The organism is Streptomyces tropicalis (genome assembly GCF_029269835.1).
In the GTDB taxonomy this organism is placed as follows: Bacteria; Actinomycetota; Actinomycetes; order Streptomycetales; family Streptomycetaceae; genus Streptomyces; species Streptomyces tropicalis.
In genome coordinates, this window is sequence record NZ_JARJBB010000006.1 from 173,618 (window position 1) to 191,316 (window position 17,699).

At 70.3% G+C, this 17,699-nt stretch carries 18 protein-coding genes; 4 read left to right on the forward strand and 14 right to left on the reverse strand.

Annotated elements, in window-relative coordinates; genetic code table 11:
• Positions 1 to 114: 114 nt before the first annotated feature.
• The 4 genes from P3H78_RS14620 to P3H78_RS14635 all read right to left on the reverse strand — a co-directional run bounded on the left by P3H78_RS14620 (position 115) and on the right by P3H78_RS14635 (position 4,402).
• Complete coding sequence (locus tag P3H78_RS14620; RefSeq protein ID WP_276109390.1) at positions 115 to 489, reverse strand: FKBP-type peptidyl-prolyl cis-trans isomerase; 375 nt, start codon at positions 487 to 489, stop codon at positions 115 to 117.
• Positions 490 to 584: 95 nt separating this feature from the next.
• Positions 585 to 1,586, reverse strand: coding sequence for an FKBP-type peptidyl-prolyl cis-trans isomerase (locus P3H78_RS14625; RefSeq protein WP_276109391.1), 1,002 nt, complete (start codon positions 1,584 to 1,586; stop codon positions 585 to 587).
• A gap of 185 nt (positions 1,587 to 1,771) precedes the next feature.
• On the reverse strand, positions 1,772 to 3,133 hold the full coding sequence (pafA, locus tag P3H78_RS14630; RefSeq protein ID WP_276109392.1) for a Pup--protein ligase: 1,362 nt from the start codon (positions 3,131 to 3,133) through the stop codon (positions 1,772 to 1,774).
• Positions 3,134 to 3,142: 9 nt separating this feature from the next.
• Positions 3,143 to 4,402 carry an MFS transporter gene (locus tag P3H78_RS14635; protein ID WP_276109393.1) on the reverse strand — a complete coding sequence of 420 codons (1,260 nt, stop codon included), beginning with the start codon at positions 4,400 to 4,402 and terminating at the stop codon, positions 3,143 to 3,145.
• Between the two features lie 121 nt (positions 4,403 to 4,523).
• On the opposite strand from P3H78_RS14635, the gene P3H78_RS14640 reads away from it, so the two are divergent.
• Positions 4,524 to 5,543 (forward strand): LacI family DNA-binding transcriptional regulator, encoded by a 1,020-nt coding sequence (locus tag P3H78_RS14640; RefSeq protein WP_276109394.1) that lies wholly within the window; start codon positions 4,524 to 4,526, stop codon positions 5,541 to 5,543.
• 101 nt (positions 5,544 to 5,644) lie between these two features.
• Here the strand turns inward: P3H78_RS14640 and prcA are convergent, their stop codons facing one another.
• The 6 genes from prcA to arc all read right to left on the reverse strand — a co-directional run bounded on the left by prcA (position 5,645) and on the right by arc (position 11,809).
• A complete protein-coding gene (gene prcA / locus P3H78_RS14645; protein WP_276109395.1) occupies positions 5,645 to 6,406 on the reverse strand; it encodes a proteasome subunit alpha in 762 nt (253 codons plus the stop codon).
• A gap of 59 nt (positions 6,407 to 6,465) precedes the next feature.
• The gene (gene prcB / locus P3H78_RS14650; RefSeq protein WP_276109396.1) at positions 6,466 to 7,311 is read right to left on the reverse strand and encodes a proteasome subunit beta; all 846 of its coding nucleotides are present in this window, start codon (positions 7,309 to 7,311) and stop codon (positions 6,466 to 6,468) included.
• A complete protein-coding gene (locus tag P3H78_RS33310; protein ID WP_313884406.1) occupies positions 7,263 to 7,571 on the reverse strand; it encodes an endonuclease VII domain-containing protein in 309 nt (102 codons plus the stop codon). Before P3H78_RS33310 ends, prcB begins: the two co-directional genes overlap by 49 nt.
• 323 nt (positions 7,572 to 7,894) lie before the next feature.
• The gene (locus P3H78_RS14660; RefSeq protein WP_014671690.1) at positions 7,895 to 8,113 is read right to left on the reverse strand and encodes a ubiquitin-like protein Pup; all 219 of its coding nucleotides are present in this window, start codon (positions 8,111 to 8,113) and stop codon (positions 7,895 to 7,897) included.
• A 182-nt stretch (positions 8,114 to 8,295) separates the two neighbouring features.
• On the reverse strand, positions 8,296 to 9,807 hold the full coding sequence (dop, locus tag P3H78_RS14665; RefSeq protein ID WP_369015719.1) for a depupylase/deamidase Dop: 1,512 nt from the start codon (positions 9,805 to 9,807) through the stop codon (positions 8,296 to 8,298).
• A gap of 235 nt (positions 9,808 to 10,042) precedes the next feature.
• Positions 10,043 to 11,809, reverse strand: a complete 1,767-nt coding sequence (gene arc, locus P3H78_RS14670; RefSeq protein ID WP_276109398.1) for a proteasome ATPase — start codon at positions 11,807 to 11,809, stop codon at positions 10,043 to 10,045.
• Positions 11,810 to 12,058: 249 nt separating this feature from the next.
• Here arc and P3H78_RS14675 point away from each other — a divergent pair, with 249 nt between their 5' ends.
• Positions 12,059 to 12,358 (forward strand): ferredoxin, encoded by a 300-nt coding sequence (locus P3H78_RS14675; RefSeq protein WP_276109399.1) that lies wholly within the window; start codon positions 12,059 to 12,061, stop codon positions 12,356 to 12,358.
• Between the two features lie 54 nt (positions 12,359 to 12,412).
• Here P3H78_RS14675 and P3H78_RS14680 read toward each other — a convergent pair whose 3' ends face one another.
• From P3H78_RS14680 to P3H78_RS14695, 4 genes are all read right to left on the reverse strand, one after another.
• Positions 12,413 to 12,979 carry a hypothetical protein gene (locus P3H78_RS14680; protein WP_276109400.1) on the reverse strand — a complete coding sequence of 189 codons (567 nt, stop codon included), beginning with the start codon at positions 12,977 to 12,979 and terminating at the stop codon, positions 12,413 to 12,415.
• Between the two features lie 326 nt (positions 12,980 to 13,305).
• Positions 13,306 to 14,208 (reverse strand): tRNA (adenine-N1)-methyltransferase, encoded by a 903-nt coding sequence (locus tag P3H78_RS14685; RefSeq protein ID WP_276109401.1) that lies wholly within the window; start codon positions 14,206 to 14,208, stop codon positions 13,306 to 13,308.
• 99 nt (positions 14,209 to 14,307) lie between these two features.
• The gene (locus tag P3H78_RS14690) at positions 14,308 to 15,771 is read right to left on the reverse strand and encodes a site-2 protease family protein (protein ID WP_276109402.1); all 1,464 of its coding nucleotides are present in this window, start codon (positions 15,769 to 15,771) and stop codon (positions 14,308 to 14,310) included.
• A 275-nt stretch (positions 15,772 to 16,046) separates the two neighbouring features.
• The gene (locus tag P3H78_RS14695; protein WP_276109588.1) at positions 16,047 to 16,196 is read right to left on the reverse strand and encodes a hypothetical protein; all 150 of its coding nucleotides are present in this window, start codon (positions 16,194 to 16,196) and stop codon (positions 16,047 to 16,049) included.
• Here P3H78_RS14695 and P3H78_RS14700 point away from each other — a divergent pair.
• Together P3H78_RS14700 and P3H78_RS14705 are read left to right on the forward strand one after the other, a co-directional pair.
• Positions 16,132 to 17,004: a RecB family exonuclease gene (locus P3H78_RS14700; protein ID WP_276109583.1), complete on the forward strand. Its 873-nt coding sequence runs from the start codon at positions 16,132 to 16,134 to the stop codon at positions 17,002 to 17,004. The two genes, P3H78_RS14695 and P3H78_RS14700, sit on opposite strands and share 65 nt — an antisense overlap.
• 14 nt (positions 17,005 to 17,018) lie before the next feature.
• Positions 17,019 to 17,690, forward strand: a complete 672-nt coding sequence (locus P3H78_RS14705; protein WP_276109403.1) for a response regulator — start codon at positions 17,019 to 17,021, stop codon at positions 17,688 to 17,690.
• Positions 17,691 to 17,699 lie beyond the last annotated feature (9 nt).

Consider the following 17,699-nt stretch of genomic DNA (forward strand, 5'->3'; position numbering starts at 1 on the left):
AGGCATGGGCCCCAGGTGATCGGGTCCGGTCGGAGGCGGTACCAGGTCGTCAGCGTGCCGGACGGCACGCCCCGCCCGCGCACCCCGGCCCCCCGGCCGGACCGCGCGCGACGATCAGACCGCGACCAGGTCGCACACGAAGATCAGCGTCTCACCGGGCGCGATACGGCCGCCACCGGCACCACGGTCGCCGTAGGCGAGGTGCGCCGGAATGGTCAGCTGACGCCGGCCGCCGACCTTCATGCCCTGCACACCCCGGTCCCAGCCGGCGATGACCTGGCCGGCACCGAGCTGGAACTGCAGCGGCGTGCCACGGTTCCAGGACGCGTCGAACTCCTCACCGGTCGAGAAGGCCACGCCCACGTAGTGGACCGAGACGGTGTCGCCCGCCTTGGCCACCGGACCGTCGCCCTCCCAGATGTCCTTGACCTCGAGGTCCGCCGGGGGCTCGCCGCCCGGGAAGTCGATCTCGGGCTTGTCGATGCTCACGTCTTTTGGCTCCTGCTCATCTACAACGGGGCAACCCGCACAGTCTTACACCCCCGGACCCGTCCCACCGCGCCGGGACACCGGACGACGGCGCGTCACATCTTCGCGAGGATGTCCACCGAGAACACCAGCGTGGAGTCCTTGCCGATACCGCTTCCCTGCGGCGGCTTGTCGCCGTACCCCAGCGCCGGCGGAATCACGATCAGCACCCGGCTGCCGACCTTCTTCCCCGTCAGCCCCTGGGCCCAGCCCTTGACGACCTGCTGCAGCGAGAACGACGTCAGCGCATCCCTGCGGTACGTCGAGTCGAACTCCTTGCCCGTGTCCCACAGCACGCCCTTGTACTGCACCAGCACCGTGTTGTCCGCGGCGACCACCGGCCCGTCGCCCTCGATGACGTACTCCGCCACCAGCTTCTTCGGCGCCGCGGACTTCGGGACGTCGATCGACGGGGCCGCGCCGTCGGTGTTGGTGCCCACCTTCGGCAGCGCCGTGCCCGCCTGCGGGGCGACCTTGCCCTTCGCGGAGCTCTTCGCGTTGAACGTGTCGATCACGTCGACCACGAACACCAGCGTGTCGGTGCCCTTGATACCCGCCTGCGGATTGCCCTGCGCGCCGTAGCCCCAGGTGGGCGGCACCGAGAACTCGACCCGGCTGCCCGTCTTCTTTCCCGGCAGCGCATACCGCCAGCCGTCGATGATCGTGCCCGGCGCCAGCTGGATCAGCAGCGGCGCCTTCCGATCGTAGGAGTTGTCGAAGACCTTGCCCGTCGCCCACACCTGACCCAGGTAGTTCACCTGGACGTAGTCGTTCTCCGCGACGGGACGGCCACTGCCCGCGACGACCGTCTTGACCGCCAGATCCTTCGACGGATCACCGCTGCCCTTCGCGACCGTCGGCTTCTCCCCGAACCGCGTACCGGCCGTGATCGCCGGCAGCGGCCCCGAGACGATCTTCGGCGACGGAGCGGCGGAGGAGGCCGGCGCGGACGGAGACGCGCTGACGCCGGCCTTCCCGGAACCCGCCTTGTCGTTGCCGCAGGCGGCCAGAGTGACCAGTCCCGCGGGGACGGTGAGGAGCAGTGAACGTCGGCGCACGGTGGGGGCCTCGAAATCCGTCGATCTTGTAGGGCGTGCGCGCAACTCTACGACGTGAGAAGGGCGCCGTACGCGAAACGTACGGCGCCCGTGTGGCGTTCCGCGACACCCCCCGCACGAGTGAACCCCCGTGCGGACGACGGAACGGGGACGGGGCGGCGGACCACCGCCCCCGCCCTCGCCCCCTACATGCCGGCGATCAGCTTCTCCACCCGGTCGTCCACCGAGCGGAACGGATCCTTGCACAGCACCGTCCGCTGCGCCTGGTCGTTCAGCTTCAGATGGACCCAGTCGACGGTGAAGTCCCGCCGCTGCTCCTGCGCCCGCCGGATGAAGTCGCCCCGCAACCGCGCCCGAGTCGTCTGCGGCGGCACCGACTTGCCCTCGAAGATCTTCAAGTCATTGCAGATCCGCGCGGCCTGGCCCTTCTTCTCCAGCAGGTAGTACAGCCCACGACGCCGGTGGATGTCGTGGTAGGCGAGGTCTATCTGAGCGACCCGCGGATGCGACATCGTCATGTTGTGCTTCGCCCGGTACCGCTCGATGAGCTGGTACTTCATCACCCAGTCGATCTCGGTCCCGATACGGTCGAGGTCCTCGCTCTCGATCGCGTCCAGCGTGCGGCCCCACAGCTCCAGAACCTGCGCCACCGTGCCCGTCCGGATGCCCCGGCGATCGCAGAAGTCCACCGCCTTCTCGTAGTACTCCCGCTGCACCTCCAGCGCCGAGGCCTCCCGGCCGCTGGCCAGACGCACCTTCCGGCGGCCCGTGATGTCGTGACTCACCTCGCGGATCGCCCGGATCGGGTTCTCCAGCGTCAGGTCCCGCATCACCGTGCCCGCCTCGATCATGCGCAGCACCAGATCCGTGGCACCGACCTTCAGCAGCATCGTCGTCTCGGACATGTTCGAGTCGCCGACGATCACATGCAGCCGACGATAGCGCTCCGCGTCCGCATGCGGCTCGTCCCGCGTGTTGATGATCGGCCGCGAACGGGTCGTCGCCGACGACACACCCTCCCAGATGTGCTCCGCCCGCTGGCTCACGCAGTACACCGCACCGCGCGGCGTCTGCAGCACCTTCCCCGCCCCGCACAGCAGCTGCCGGGTCACCAGGAAGGGAATCAGGATGTCCGCGAGCCGGGAGAACTCCCCGTGCCGCGCCACCAGATAGTTCTCGTGACAACCGTACGAGTTGCCCGCGGAATCGGTGTTGTTCTTGAAAAGGTAGACATCGCCCGCGATTCCCTCCTCGTGCAGGCGTCGCTCCGCGTCCACCAGCAGTCCCTCGAGAATGCGCTCGCCGGCCTTGTCGTGGGTGACCAGTTCGGTCACGTTGTCACATTCGGGTGTCGCGTATTCCGGATGTGACCCCACGTCGAGATAGAGCCGGGCGCCGTTGCGCAGAAACACATTGCTGCTGCGGCCCCATGACACGACACGGCGGAAGAGGTACCGCGCCACCTCGTCAGGCGACAGGCGGCGCTGTCCCCTGAACGTGCACGTGACGCCGTACTCGTTCTCCAGCCCGAAAATGCGGCGGTCCATGACTGAACATTACGCCCGATCCCCCGAGCTGAAACGGGGTTCGACGGCACGATTTGGATCATTTTCCGATGAAGCCGCAACGACCGCCCGCGCAGAAGGAGCCGCAAGGACCCGACCCGTCGCCACAAGAACCAGCAACGACACCGCCCCCGCCGCCCCCGGCACCGCGAAACCCCACAGCGCACCACCCTCCTGCACCACCGGACCCGCCGCCCCCGTCCCCACCGACGCACCCACCGTGAACGTCGTCACCAGCCACGAGAACGCCTCCGTCACCGTCCCCCGCGGCGCATGCCGGTCCACGATGATGAACGCACACGCGATGCACGGCGCCAGGAACACCCCCGACACCACCGACAGCAGCACCATCGCCACCACCCCCGGCATCAGCATCAGCGGCAGATAACACACCGCCAGCAGAGCGACCAGCACCCGCAGTCGCCGCTCCGGCGCACCCCGCCACCGCCGCGCCCCGTACACCGCACCGCCCACCAGCGCCCCGAGCCCCAGCCCGCCCATCAGCCAGCCGTACACCGCATCACCCCCATGGCCGTCCGCATACGACACCGCGGCCACCGTGATGGACCCCAGCGCCACCCCCACGAACAGGAACGCACCCAGCAGGGCCAGCAGCCCCGGCGAACGCAGCGCCCCCAGCCAGTGCGCCGCACGCGGCTCCGAACGCCACGCCCGCGAAGGCGCCGACACCACCACCGACAGCGCCCCGAGCACCCCCACCGCCTGCAGCACCACGAGCGCCGCCCGTGCCGACCACAGCCACGCGCACGCCGTCACCAGCAACGGGCCCACGGTGAACATGACTTCCTGGGCCACCGCGTCCATCGCATACGCCGTGTGCACCCGCTCCCCCCGGCCCAGCACACTCGGCCACAGCGCCCGCAGACCGCCCTCCAGCGGCGGAGTGAACACACCCGACACCGCCACCGCCGACCACGCCACCACCGGCGACCCGGTCCCCGTCAGCGCGAACACCGCCATCGCCAGACCCGACACGACCGCCGCCGGCAACTGCACCCGCGGCTGCCCGTACAGGTCCACCAGACGGCCCAGCACCGGCTGCCCCGCCGCGTTCGCCACGCCGTACACCGCCGCCAGCGCACCCGCCAGGCTGTACGTGCCCCCCTCCGCGCGCACGAACAGCACCACCGCGATGGCCGCCGTCGCGTTGGGCAGCCGCCCCACCAGCGTGCCCGCCAGCAGCCGGGCGGCATGCCGCGCCCTGAGGACCTCCAGATACCCCGCGGCCATCGCCCCGCCCTCCAGCAGCTCGCCCGAGGCCCTTCCACAGCCTCAAGTGTTACGTATAACGTCCGTTGTCATACGTACCATGAGCGCTGTCCGCCCGTCCACACGAAGGAGCACGCCCCCGGTGGCACCCGGCAACTCCCGCCCCACGAGCCGCGACGTCGCCCGGGCCGCCGGCGTCTCCCAGGCCGCCGTCTCCCTCGTCCTCGGCGACAAATGGCGCGGCCGCGTCTCCACCACCACCGCCGAACGCGTCCGGCGCGCCGCCGACGACCTCGGCTACCGCCCCAACCTCGCCGCCCGCAACCTCCGCCTCGGCCACACCCGCACCGTCCTCCTCGTCGTCCCCGCCCTCACCACCGAATTCTTCGCCGGCGTCTACACCGGCGCCGCCCGCATCGCCGCCGAACACGGCTTCGGCGTCGTCCTCTACCCCTCCCCCGAAGGCGTCGGCCCCGCCAGGAACCCCTTCGCCTCCGCCCGCGCCGCCCTCGACGGCGTCATCGCCTCCTCCATGGCCGCCGACGCCCTCACCGCCCTCCGCGGCGACCGCCTGCCCCTCGTCATGCTCGACAGCGACCCCGACGGCAGCCTCGGCGCCGCCACCGTCAACCTCGACATCACCGACGGCGTCCGCCAGGTCTGCGACCACCTCCTCGGCCTCGGCCACCGGCACTTCCTGCACCTCGCCGCCGACGTGCCCTCCTGGACCTTCCGGATCCGCGCACAGGAACTCGCCACCCGCATCGGCAGCCGCCCCGACACCACCCTCACCACCACCAGCGCCCCCCTCACCATCGAGGACGCCCACGCCGCCGCCGAAACCGCCCTCGGCCGCCCCGGCCCCCGCCCCACCGCCCTCGTCTGCGACGACGACAAACTCGCCGCCGGCGCCTACAAGGCCCTGCGCCGCCTCGGCCTGCGCGTCCCCGACGACGTCTCCGTCACCGGACTCGACGACCTCGCCCTCGCCACCGCCCTCGACCCCGAACTGACGACCGTGCGCCTCGACGCCGAGACCTTCGGCGAACGCGGCATGCACGCCCTCCTCGCCGTCCTCGACGGACGCACCCCCGACAGCGGCGACATCCCCGTCCACCTCGTGGTCCGCGGCTCCACCGCCCCACCCCCCGCCACCGGCTGACCCCAGCCGGCCGCCGGACACGCCCCGGGACGCCGCACGGACACGGCAGAGCCCCGGCCGCACCAGCGACCGGGGCCCGGACAACCACCGCCAGGACGGCCCTACTCCTCCTCGGATCCCTGATCCTCCTCGGAGCCCTCCGCCTCCCCGGCACCGGCCGTATCGTCACCCTCCAGCAGCCGCGCCAGCCGCCTCCTGACGATCCGCTTGAACTTCCGCTTCTGCGGACGCGTACGGTCCAGGACCGCCACCTCCAGGCGCTCGGCGGGAATCTCCCGCTCGCTGCCGTTGGTGTCCCGCGACAGCGCCTGCACCGCCAGCTTCAGCGCCTCCGCCAGCGTCATCCCGTCCCGGTGACGCTGGTCCAGATAACTGCTGATCTGCTCCGCATTGCCACCCACCGCGACCGAACCGTGCTCGTCCACGATCGACCCGTCGTGCGGCAGCCGGTAGATCTGGTCGCCCTCAGGGGTCTCCCCCACCTCGGCCACCACCAGCTCCACCTCGTACGGCTTCTCGGCGGCACTGGAGAAGATCGTGCCCAGCGTCTGCGCATAGACGTTGGCCAGACCCCGGGCGGTCACGTCGTCCCGGTCGTAGGTGTAACCGCGCAGGTCGGCGTAGCGGACGCCACCGATGCGCAGATTCTCGTACTCGTTGTACTTGCCGGCGGCCGCGAAACCGATCCGGTCGTAGATCTCGCTGAACTTGTGCAGCGCACGGGACGGATTCTCACCGACGAACACGATGCCGTCGGCATACTGCAGCACCACCAGGCTGCGGCCGCGGGCGATGCCCTTGCGGGCGTACTCCGCCCGGTCGGCCATGGCCTGCTGGGGTGAGACGTAGAACGGCGTCGACACCGGTCACCCATCCCTTTCTGTCGAAGTCACTGGATCCCCTCGGAAAAGAACCGCCGCCGCTACAGCAGCGCGGCCCGCGGACCGTCGGGCTGCTCCAGCCGGCGCTGCAGCACCGACCGGGCGATCTCGGAGGACTCCTCCTCGGTGAGCCGGCGGTAGCCGTCATCGGTGATCACGGTGACGATCGGATAGATCCGGCGGGCCACGTCCGGACCACCCGTCGCCGAGTCGTCGTCCGCCGCGTCGTACAGGGCCTGGACCACCAGCGTCGTCGCCTCGGCCTCACTCAGGTCGTCCCGGAAGAGCTTCTTCATCGCACCCCGGGCGAAGATCGAACCGGAACCCGTCGCCGCATAGCCGTGCTCCTCGGAACGGCCGCCCGTCACGTCGTACGAGAAGATCCGGCCCTTGTCGCGGTCCAGGTCGAACCCGGCGAACAGCGGCACCACCGCCAGCCCCTGCATCGCCATGCCCAGATTGGAACGGATCATGGTCGACAGCCGGTTCGCCTTGCCCTCCAGCGACAGCTGCGTGCCCTCGACCTTCTCGAAGTGCTCCAGCTCCAACTGGAACAGCTTCACCATCTCCACGGCAAGACCCGCCGTACCGGCGATGCCCACCGCCGAGTACTCGTCCGCCGGGAAGACCTTCTCGATGTCGCGCTGGGCGATGACGTTGCCCATGGTGGCCCGGCGGTCGCCGGCCAGCACGACGCCACCCGGGAACGTCACGGCCACGATCGTCGTGCCGTGCGGCGCCTCCAGCACGCCCTGGGTGGGCGGCAGCTGCCGCTTCCCGGGGAGCAGCTCGGGCTGGTGCTCGGACAGGAAGTCCATGAAGGACGAGGACCCCGGCGTCAGGAAGGCAGCTGGTAGACGCCCGGTGCTACGAGTGTTGGCTTCCACGCGTTTCCTTCCACGTATGCGGCAGCCCGCCTCATGACGTCGGGCCGATCCTTGAACTGCCCCAGCGCGGCATTGCAGCTGAAGCACAGTACGCCACGGACCCTACCCGTCTCATGGCAGTGATCCACATGCTCGGGGAGAGCCGAAAGACAGATGCAGCAGACGCCCGCCTGCTCTGCGACCAACGCCTTCAACTCGACCGGGCTCAAGCCGTACTTGCGCTTGAAGTAGCTGACCCTGTTCCGCTCGGCTCTGCACACACGGCAGTAGCTCGCCCACCCGTCCGACGAGGTCCTGTTGCGCTCCCACTCGGAATGGGGCTTCGCCAGCTCACACTGAGGACACCGCTTGTGACCCTCCGTAACGAGAACCTCGACCCTGGCCGTCCTGCCTCTGGCCTCCTGGCGCTGCCGGTAGTACTCGGCTGCACACTCCCTGCAGTACGCCTGGAGGCCGTCGGACGGAGATCTGTTGCCGGCGAAGGCACCGCGCGGCAGATGACGCTTGCACCGCGAACAACGCTTCGACTTAATTTCGCCATTCAAACCGAGCCCCCAACTTCACCTTAATTTCAAAGGTGAAGTCACTCTCCGCCCTTCTGAACGAAGGACCTCACGAAATCCTCTGCGTTCTCCTCGAGTACGTCGTCGATTTCGTCCAGTACGGAGTCCACGTCGTCGCTCAGCTTCTCGTGGCGCTCCTTGAGGTCTTCCGAGCCCTGCGCGTCCTGCGCCTGCTCCTCGACCTCCTCCGTGGAGCGCGTGGCCTTCTGCTGCCCGCCGCCGGTGTCCTTCGTTGCCATAACCCTCACCCCGCTCTGTTCGACCGACATGGTCGGCCTTTTCGGTCGATCGGTGATGATCAGACCCTACAAGCCCGGTCCGACATCGGCCCTGCTGTTTCTCCAACGAACGAGGGCCACCTCGATGATTCCCGGAGTCCGGGTTTTCCACCCGGGGCGGCCCGGTTCGTCCGCGGGCTTTCTCAGCTGCCGGAGAGGACCCTGACCAGGTCTTCCGCGGTGCGGCAGCGGTCGAGGAGCTCCTTGACGTGATTTCGCGTTCCGCGAAGCGGTTCCAGGGTTGGGACGCGCTGGAGGGAGTCCCGGCCCGGCAGGTCGAAGATCACGGAGTCCCAGGAGGCCGCGGCGACGTCGTCGGCGTACTGCTCCAGGCAGCGGCCGCGGAAATAGGCGCGGGTGTCCTCCGGGGGCTTGGTGCGGGCCCGGTCGACCTCGGACTCGTCCAGGAGCCGTTTCATGCGTCCGCGGGCCGCCAGGCGGTTGTAGAGGCCCTTGTCGGGGCGCACGTCGGCGTACTGGAGGTCGACGAGGTGCAGCCGGGCGGCGTCCCAGTCGAGGCCGTCGCGGCGCCGGTAGCCCTCCATGAGTTCCCGTTTGGCGACCCAGTCCAGTTCGCCGGCGAGGCTCATGGGGTCGTTCTCCAGCCGGTTGAGGGTGTCCTCCCAGCGGGCGAGGACGTCCTTGGTCTGGTCGTCGGCGTCGGCGCCGAAGCGTTCCTCGACGTATTTGCGCGACAGCTCGTAGTACTCCATCTGGAGCTGGACCGCGGTGAGTGTGCGGCCGCTGCGGAGGGTGACGAGGCGCTTGAGGCCGGGGTCGTGGGAGACCTGGTGGAGCGTGCGTACGGGCTGGTCGACGGCCAGGTCTACGGCGATGAAGCCGTCCTCGATCATGGAGAGGACGAGCGCGGTGGTGCCGAGCTTGAGGTAGGTGGAGATCTCGGAGAGGTTGGCGTCGCCGATGATCACGTGGAGGCGGCGGTACTTCTCGGCGTCGGCGTGGGGTTCGTCGCGGGTGTTGATGATGGGCCGTTTGAGGGTGGTCTCGAGGCCGACCTCGACCTCGAAGTAGTCGGCGCGCTGGCTGAGCTGGAAGCCGTGTTCGTGGCCGTCCTGGCCGATGCCGACGCGTCCGGCGCCGGCGAAGACCTGGCGGGAGACGAAGAAGGGCGTGAGGTGGCGCACGATGTCCGAGAAGGCGGTCTCGCGCTTCATCAGGTAGTTCTCGTGCGTGCCGTAGGAGGCGCCCTTGTTGTCGGTGTTGTTCTTGTAGAGGTGGATGGGCTGGGCGCCGGGGAGCTGGGCGGCACGTTCGGCGGCCTCGGCCATGATCCGTTCGCCGGCCTTGTCCCAGAGGACGGCGTCGCGGGGGTTGGTGACCTCGGGGGCGCTGTACTCGGGGTGGGCGTGGTCGACGTAGAGGCGGGCGCCGTTGGTGAGGATCACGTTGGCGAGGCCGATGTCCTCGTCGGTGAGCTGGCTGGCGTCGGCGGCCTCCCTGGCGAGGTCGAAGCCTCGCGCGTCGCGCAGCGGGTTCTCCTCCTCGAAGTCCCAGCGGGCCCGGCGGGCCCGGTGCATCGCCGCCGCGTACGCGTTGACGATCTGGGACGAGGTGAGCATGGCATTGGCGTTGGGGTGGCCGGGGACGGAGATCCCGTACTCCGTCTCGATGCCCATTACTCGCCGTACGGTCATGCGGCCCTCCTTGCCCGGCGGCACCCTCGGTCGTGGGCGCCGCTCAAGTACCGCTGTCGCTCAGGTGCCTGTGCGGTGCCCGTCCCCGCACTGCGCGACCCGGCGGTACGAAAGAGCCTAGAACGCCTTTGCGCTGGTGGGGAGATCATTTGCGTCATTGCCTTGCTCCGGCCGTGGGCCGGAAAAGCAGTGGGCTGCGGGTACCCGTGGAGGGCACCCGCAGCCTCTCCGCCTTCTAGAGGTACTGACCGGTGTTCGCCACCGTGTCGATGGAGCGTCCGGTGTCCGCGCCCTGCTTTCCGGTGATGAGGGTGCGGATGTAGACGATCCGTTCGCCCTTCTTTCCGGAGATGCGGGCCCAGTCGTCGGGGTTGGTGGTGTTGGGAAGGTCCTCGTTCTCCTTGAACTCGTCCACGCATGCCTGGAGGAGGTGGGAGACGCGGAGGCCCTTCTGGTTCTTTTCGAGGAAGTCCTTGATCGCCATCTTCTTGGCGCGCCCGACGATGTTCTCGATCATGGCGCCGGAGTTGAAGTCCTTGAAGTAGAGGACTTCCTTGTCGCCGTTGGCGTAGGTGACTTCCAGGAAGCGGTTCTCCTCGGATTCGGCGTACATCTGCTCGACGGCGGTCTGGATCATTCCCTGGACGGTGGCGTCCTTGTCGCCGCCGTGTTCGGTGAGGTCGTCGCCGTGCAGGGGGAGCCGCTGGGTGAGGTACTTCCCGAAGATGTCCTTGGCCGCTTCGGCGTCCGGACGTTCGATCTTGATCTTCACGTCGAGGCGGCCGGGACGGAGGATGGCGGGGTCGATCATGTCCTCGCGGTTGGAGGCGCCGATCACGACCACGTTCTCCAGGCCCTCCACGCCGTCGATCTCGGCGAGCAGCTGGGGGACGATGGTGTTCTCGACGTCGGAGCTGACGCCGGAGCCGCGGGTGCGGAAGAGGGATTCCATCTCGTCGAAGAAGACGATGACGGGGGTGCCCTCGCTGGCCTTCTCCCGGGCGCGCTGGAAGACGAGGCGGATCTGCCGCTCGGTCTCGCCGACGTACTTGTTCAGGAGCTCGGGGCCCTTGATGTTGAGGAAGAAGCTCTTGCCGGCGGCCTGGCCGGTGACCTCGGCGACCTTCTTGGCCAGGGAGTTCGCGACGGCTTTGGCGATGAGCGTCTTGCCGCATCCGGGGGGGCCGTAGAGGAGGACGCCCTTGGGCGGGCGGAGCTCGTGCTCCTTGAAGAGGTCGGGGTAGAGGTAGGGGAGCTCGACGGCGTCGCGGATGGCCTCGATCTGGTTGCCGAGGCCGCCGATCTGCTCGTAGCCGATGTCGGGGACCTCTTCGAGGACGAGCTCCTCGACCTCGCTCTTGGGTACGACCTCGTAGACGTAGCCGGAGCGGGGTTCGAGGAGGAGGGCGTCGCCGGGGCGGATGGTGACGTCCAGCAGCGGCTCGGCGAGCCGGACCACCCGTTCCTCGTCGGTGTGCCCCAGGACGAGGGCGCGCTCGCCGTCCTCGAGGATCTCCTTGAGGGTGACGATGTCGCCGACGCGCTCGTACTCCATGGCTTCGACCACGTTGAGCGCCTCGTTGAGCATGACCTCCTGGCCGCGCCGGAGGTCGTCGAGGTCGACGCTGGGGCTGACGTTCACGCGCAGTTTGCGGCCGCCGGTGAAGATGTCGGCGGTGGCGTCCTCGTTGGCCTGCAGGAAGACGCCGAAGCCGGCGGGCGGCTGGGCGAGGCGGTCGACCTCCTCCTTGAGGGCCACGATCTGGTCGCGGGCCTCGCGGAGTGTGTTCGCCAGTCGTTCGTTCTGTGCGGACACGCCGGCCAGGTTGGTCTGCAGCTCGACGATCCGCTCTTCGAGGATCCTCGTGTGCCGCGGAGAGTCGGCGAGCTTGCGGCGCAGGACGGCGATCTCCTGCTCAAGGTAGGCGATCTGCCCGGCCGGGTCGTCGGACCCGCGTCCCGGGCGGATGCCGCGGTTCATGTCGTCGTCGTGGGCTGCCACGGTCCTCACCTCCTCCAAGGGGAGCTGGACGCTTCCAGACCCTACCTGGGTGGGTGTCGATTGAAACCCCTAGATCACAAAGACTGTCGGGGTGTGTCCGATCTTCACCCTTGCGCTCTCCCTCACGCCAGGGGAATACCCACCGAACATGATTGGAAAGCGGGCGGGGGTAGGGTCGACGTGTTCAACACCCGCCGGAGCTGGCCGGATTCCCGTGCGGCTCGGCGCGAAACGTCAGGAGTGAAGTCCGTGCAGCAGCAGGCCCCGGGAGCGGGCGAGGCGCTGGAGGTCTGGATCGACCAGGATCTGTGCACCGGTGACGGTATCTGTGCGCAGTACGCGCCGGAGGTGTTCGAGCTGGACATCGACGGTCTGGCGTATGTCCGGGGGCCGGGTGAGGAGCTGTTGCAGGAGGTGGGAGCGGCAACGCCGGTGCCGCTGCCGCTCCTCGCGGACGTGGTGGACTCGGCGCGGGAATGTCCGGGCGACTGCATTCATGTACGGCGGGTTTCGGACAGGGTCGAGGTGTACGGTCCGGACGCCGAGTGACGCTGCGGACCGCCTGAGTTACGGCCGGGGGCCCGGGGTGGGTGCGGGCGGGGGTCAGACGGTGCGGGCCTGGCTGGGGGTGGTGCGGACGAAGGCTCCGTTGCTCCAGCGCCAGGAGGCGGTGTCCTTGAGGTCGGGGCAGCAACTCGGCACGTCGGGCGAGGAGTAGCCGAGCAGGGTGGCGGTGACGGCTCCGGCGTGGAGGGTGAAGTCGGTCACGGTGAGCCGGTCCTTGGGGTCGACGAGGGTGGCGACGACGCGGGGTGCGGTGGTGTCGGCGGCCCGGGTGAGGACGTAGACGGCGTCGGGCGGGGTGCCCATGGAGGCGTCGCAGTGGACGACGGCGACGGTTTCGGGGCGGCCGTCGCCGTCGAGGTCTCCGGCGGCTTTCTTCGCCACGACGGCTTTCACGGGGCCGCAGGTGATCGGGAAGGTCACGCCGGCGGTGGAGGGCGGTGTGGCGGGGGCGGTCCGGGTGCCGGTGGCCTGGGCGGCGGTCGCGGGGCTCGGCTGGAGGAGCGAGCTGAGGGCGACCACGCCGGCGACGGCGGTGGCGGTGGCCATCCAGTGGAGGGGGCGGGTGTCCGTGTGGGCCAGTTCCGGAACGGCGGAGGGCTGCACGAGGAGTTTCTCCTGTGAGGGCTGTGCCGGTGGGGTGGCAAGCATCGTGCCACACGTCACAGTGGCGGGGAACCGGGGGGTGGGTTCTCGCCGCGGTTGAGCTGGGCCGGGGTGTCCCGGGGGGGGGCTGCCGGGCGTCCTTCCGGTGCGGCGGCTCCGGGTCCCGGGGGTCCGGCCTCCGCTTGGGCGGTCCGGGCCGGGTGCGGTCCGCTTCCGGTGGCGCGGGGTCGTGGTGGGGGGCAACGCGGAGGCGCCGTGGTGCAGTTCCCCGGTGGGTCGGGGAACTGCACCACGGCGCCTCGTCGTTGTGCGGGCCGGGGGGCGGGTCAGCGGCCGGCGCCTCCGTCGGCGTTGGGGCCTTCGTAGTCCTCGCCGTAGGCGCCCTTGGCGGGGCGGCGGCGGCGCATGGGGGGCTCGACGCCGTCGGCCAGGCGGCGGGCGGTGAGCAGGAAGCCGGTGTGGCCGATCATGCGGTGGTCGGGGCGGACGGCGAGGCCCTCGATGTGCCAGTTGCGGATCATCGTCTCCCAGGCGGTCGGCTCGTTGAAGCAGCCGATCTCGCGGATGGACTCCACGGTCCGGGCGAGCTGGGTGGTGGTGGCGACGTAGCAGCAGAGGATGCCGCCGGGCACGAGGGCCTTGGAGACGGCCTCGAGGCATTCCCAGGGGGCGAGCATGTCGAGGATGACGCGGTCGACGTCGGTGTCGGACAGGTTGTCCTGGAGGTCGCCGACGGTGAGCTGCCAGGCGGGGTGGGGGCCGCCGAAGTAGCGCTCGACGTTGGCCTGGGCGATCTCGGCGAAGTCGGCGCGGCGCTCGTAGCTGTGCAGCATGCCCTGGTCGCCGATGGCGCGCAGCAGGAAGCTGCTGAGGGAGCCGGAGCCGACGCCGGCCTCGACGACGCGTGCGCCGGGGAAGATGTCGGCGAAGGCGAGGATCTGCCCTGCGTCCTTCGGGTAGACGACGGCCGCCCCGCGGGGCATGGACAGGACGTAGTCGGGGAGCAGGGGGCGCAGCGCGAGGTAGGCGACGTTTCCGGTGGTGCGGACAACGCTGCCCTCGGGTGCGCCGATCAGTTCGTCGTGCGGGAAGGAGCCCTTGTGGGTGTGGAAGTTCTTCCCGGCTTCGAGCGTGAACGTGTAGTGGCGGCCCTTGGGGTCGGTCAGCTGTACCTGGTCCCCGACCTTGAAGGGCCCGCGACGGCGGGCGGCACCGGTCGGTTCGGACATGTGACCAGCCTACCGGTCCCGGGGAGGGGTGCCGACCATGGCCGGGGGGCGGGGTGGGCGGTGTGCGGGGCGGGGTGGTGGTGGGGCCGGGGGTGGTGGTCAGGTGGCGGCGGAGGGGCGGGCCATGGCCTTCACGAAGGCGCGTTCGACGTCGGCGGCGGAGAGGACGCCGTAGATCTCGCCGGTTTCCTCCACGACGAGGTATTCGCTGGCGGGGGCGGCGCGGAGGGCGTCTAGGAGGTCCTCGCCGGCGAGCTCGGCGGAGACGCGCATGCCGTCGGTGAGGTCCTGGGCGAGTTCGCTGGCGAGGACCCAGGGGCGGCGGTGGGCGGGGACGTCGGCGATGGCGGCTTCGCGGACCAGGGAGAGGGGTGTGCCGTGGCCGTCGACGACGACGAGGGCGCGGGCGCCCGCGTCGTTGGCGCGACGCAGGGCCTCGGCGAGGGAGGTGCCGGTCTCGACGGGGACGGCGCGGCGGGTGAGGGTGCGGGCGCGGAGTTCGGGGAGGTGTTCGCGCAGGCGTGCCATGCGCAGGCTGTTGCCGGCGCCGGTCCAGATGATGGCGGCGAGGATCGCGGCGAGGAGGGCGTCGGTGACGGTGTCCATGCCGACGCTGTCCTCGGCGGTGGCGCCGAGGGTGCCGGACTGGGTGAGCAGGGGCAGTCCGATGAGGACGGAGACGGCGAGGGCGCGGCCGACCCAGGCGGCGGCGACGGTGCCGCTCATGGGGCGGCCGGTGATCTTCCAGACGACGGCGCGGAGCATGCGGCCGCCGTCGAGGGGGAGGCCGGGCAGCAGGTTGAAGGCGGCGACGATGAGGTTGGAGACCATCAGGCCGGCGAGGAGGACGCCGGGGACGGTGCCGCGCTGGACCGGGAGCAGGGCGAGGTAGAAGAGGCCGGCGAGGACCAGGGACAGCAGGGGGCCGACGAAGGCGAGGACGAATTCGCGGCCGGGGGTCTCGGCTTCCTTCTCGATCTCGGAGACGCCGCCGAAGAACTGCAGTTGGATGCGGCGGACCGGGAGTTTGAAGCGGAGGGCGGCGACGGTGTGGGCGAGTTCGTGGACGAGGACGGAGGCGTAGAAGGCGATGGCGAAGAAGAGGGAGACGAGGTAGCGCAGGGCGCCCAGTTCGGGCAGGACGCGGTCGAGCTGTCCGCCGAAGACCCAGGTGATGAGGGCGGCGACGAGGAACCAGCTGGGGGCGACGTAGACGGGGACGCCGAAGGGGCGGCCCATGAGGAGTCCGCCGCCGGGTTCGCGGGGGCGTCGGGGCGGGGGGCCGGGGCGGAGGCCGGAGTGGGCGGCGGCGCGGTCGGGGTGGGTGTCGTGCGGGGGCCCGGCGGGGCCGGGGGTGGTGCGGGGGCCGTCGTCGGGGGTGGCTGCGGTCTCCGGGGCGGGGGCGCCGGTGTCCTGGGGGCCGGGGGCCGGTGTGCCGGGTCCGTCGTGGGGGGCCGGGTCGGGGTGCGGGGGGCCGGCGGCCGGGGCCGTGGGGCCCGTGGGCTGCTCGGCCGGCTCCTCGCTGCCGGACCGCGGCTGTCCGCTGCCGCCGCTCACGTCCACGGTGTCCCCTCGTTCGAAGCGTCTCCCGTGCCTGACGGCCGGAAGGTCTCGGGTCGATGGTATGCGGCCGTGGCGAACGGTTCCGCCTCGGCACCCCCCGGTGTTCGTGCGGTGTGTGGGGGGCGTGTGAGGAGCGGGTGTGCGGTGCGGCGGCGGGGATGCGGGCCGCGGGGTCCGCCGGGGATGGCGTGGGCGGTGCGGGCCTGTGGGTCACTGTCAGTGGTGGGCCGTATGGTCTGTGGCATGGACAGCAGCACCGAGGGCGCGGCAGGCGCTCACAGCGGCGGTGGGACCGCGGGGCCGGCACGGGCCGGGGCGGGTCCGGCCGGGGCGGGTCCGGCCGCGCCGGGCGGGGAGGCGGTGCCCGCGGCGCGTGCGGCGTCGGCTCCGACGTCGTTGTCGCCGTCGCGGGCGGGTGACTTCATGCAGTGTCCGCTGCTGTACCGGTTCCGGGTGATCGACCGGCTGCCCGAGAGGCCGAGCGAGGCGGCGACGCGGGGCACGCTGGTGCATGCGGTGCTGGAGCGGCTCTTCGACGATCCGGCGGCGGAGCGGACGGCTCCGCGGGCGAAGTCGTTGATTCCGGGGCAGTGGGACCGGCTGCGGGAGAGCCGGCCCGAGGTCGTGGAGCTGTTCGCGGACGATCCGGACGGGCAGCGTCTGGCGGGCTGGCTGGCCGAGGCGGAGCGGCTGGTCGAGCGGTGGTTCGGGCTGGAGGATCCTACGCGGCTCGAGCCGGCGGAGCGGGAGCTGTTCGTCGAGGCGGAGCTGGAGAGCGGGCTGACGCTGCGCGGGATCATCGATCGGGTGGATGTGGCGCCGACGGGTGAGGTGCGCATCGTCGACTACAAGACGGGCAAGGCGCCGCGCCCGGAGTACGCCGAGGGCGCGCTGTTCCAGATGAAGTTCTACGCGCTGGTGGTGTGGCGGCTGAAGCGGGTCGTGCCGCGGCGGCTGCAGCTGGTGTATCTCGGCAGTGGTGAGGTGCTGACCTACGATCCGGTGCTCGCGGATCTGGAGCGGGTGGAGCGGAAGCTGCTGGCGTTGTGGGAGGCGATCCGGCGGGCGACGGAGACGGGTGAGTGGCGGCCGCGTCCGACGAAGCTGTGCGGCTGGTGCGACCACCGGGCGCACTGCCCGGAGTTCGGCGGTACTCCCCCGCCGTACCCGCTGCCGGTGCTGAGGGCGGACGCGGCCGGGGAGGGCGAGCAGGGCAGAATGGGGCCGGACTAGCGAAGGAGACTTACGTGGCCATCCGTGTCCTACTGGTCGACGACCAGCCGCTGTTGCGCACCGGGTTCCGGATGATTCTGGAGGCGGAGCAGGACCTCGCGGTCGTGGGTGAGGCCGGGGACGGCCTCCAGGCGCTGGACCAGGTGCGTGCGTTGCAGCCCGATGTGGTGCTGATGGACATCCGTATGCCGCGGATGGACGGGGTGGAGGCGACGCGGCAGATCACCGGGCCGGGCCGGGACGGTCCGGCGAAGGTGCTGGTGCTGACGACGTTCGACCTCGACGAGTACGTGGTGGAGGCGCTGCGGGCGGGGGCGAGCGGTTTCCTGCTGAAGGACGCGCCCGCGCACGAGCTGGTGCAGGCGATCCGGGTGGTGGCGGGGGGTGAGGCGATGCTGGCGCCGAGCATCACGCGGCGGCTGCTGGACAAGTACGCGACGCATCTGCCGTCCGGGGAGGAGCCGGTTCCGGACGCGCTGCACACGCTCACGGAGCGTGAGGTGGAGGTACTGAAGCTGGTGGCGCGGGGGTTGTCCAATGCGGAGATCGCGGCGGACCTGTTCGTGAGTGAGACCACCGTGAAGACGCATGTGGGGCATGTGCTGACGAAGTTGGGTCTGCGGGACCGGGTGCAGGCTGCGGTGTACGCGTACGAGAGCGGTCTGGTGCGTCCGGGGGCGCAGTAGGGACCGGTT

What these genes read in the sequence shown, in the direction of transcription:
- P3H78_RS14685 (WP_276109401.1), bottom strand. Translation starts at nt 14,208, where the DNA reads ATGTCCGAACCGACCGGTGCCGCCCGCCGTCGCGGGCCCTTCAAGGTC.
- dop (WP_369015719.1), bottom strand. Translation starts at nt 9,807, where the DNA reads ATGACCGTACGGCGAGTAATGGGCATCGAGACGGAGTACGGGATCTCC.
- P3H78_RS14695 (WP_276109588.1), bottom strand. Translation starts at nt 16,196, where the DNA reads ATGAAGTCACCCGCCCGCGACGGCGACAACGACGTCGGAGCCGACGCC.
- pafA (WP_276109392.1), bottom strand. Translation starts at nt 3,133, where the DNA reads ATGGACCGCCGCATTTTCGGGCTGGAGAACGAGTACGGCGTCACGTGC.
- P3H78_RS14660 (WP_014671690.1), bottom strand. Translation starts at nt 8,113, where the DNA reads ATGGCAACGAAGGACACCGGCGGCGGGCAGCAGAAGGCCACGCGCTCC.
- P3H78_RS14635 (WP_276109393.1), bottom strand. Translation starts at nt 4,402, where the DNA reads ATGGCCGCGGGGTATCTGGAGGTCCTCAGGGCGCGGCATGCCGCCCGG.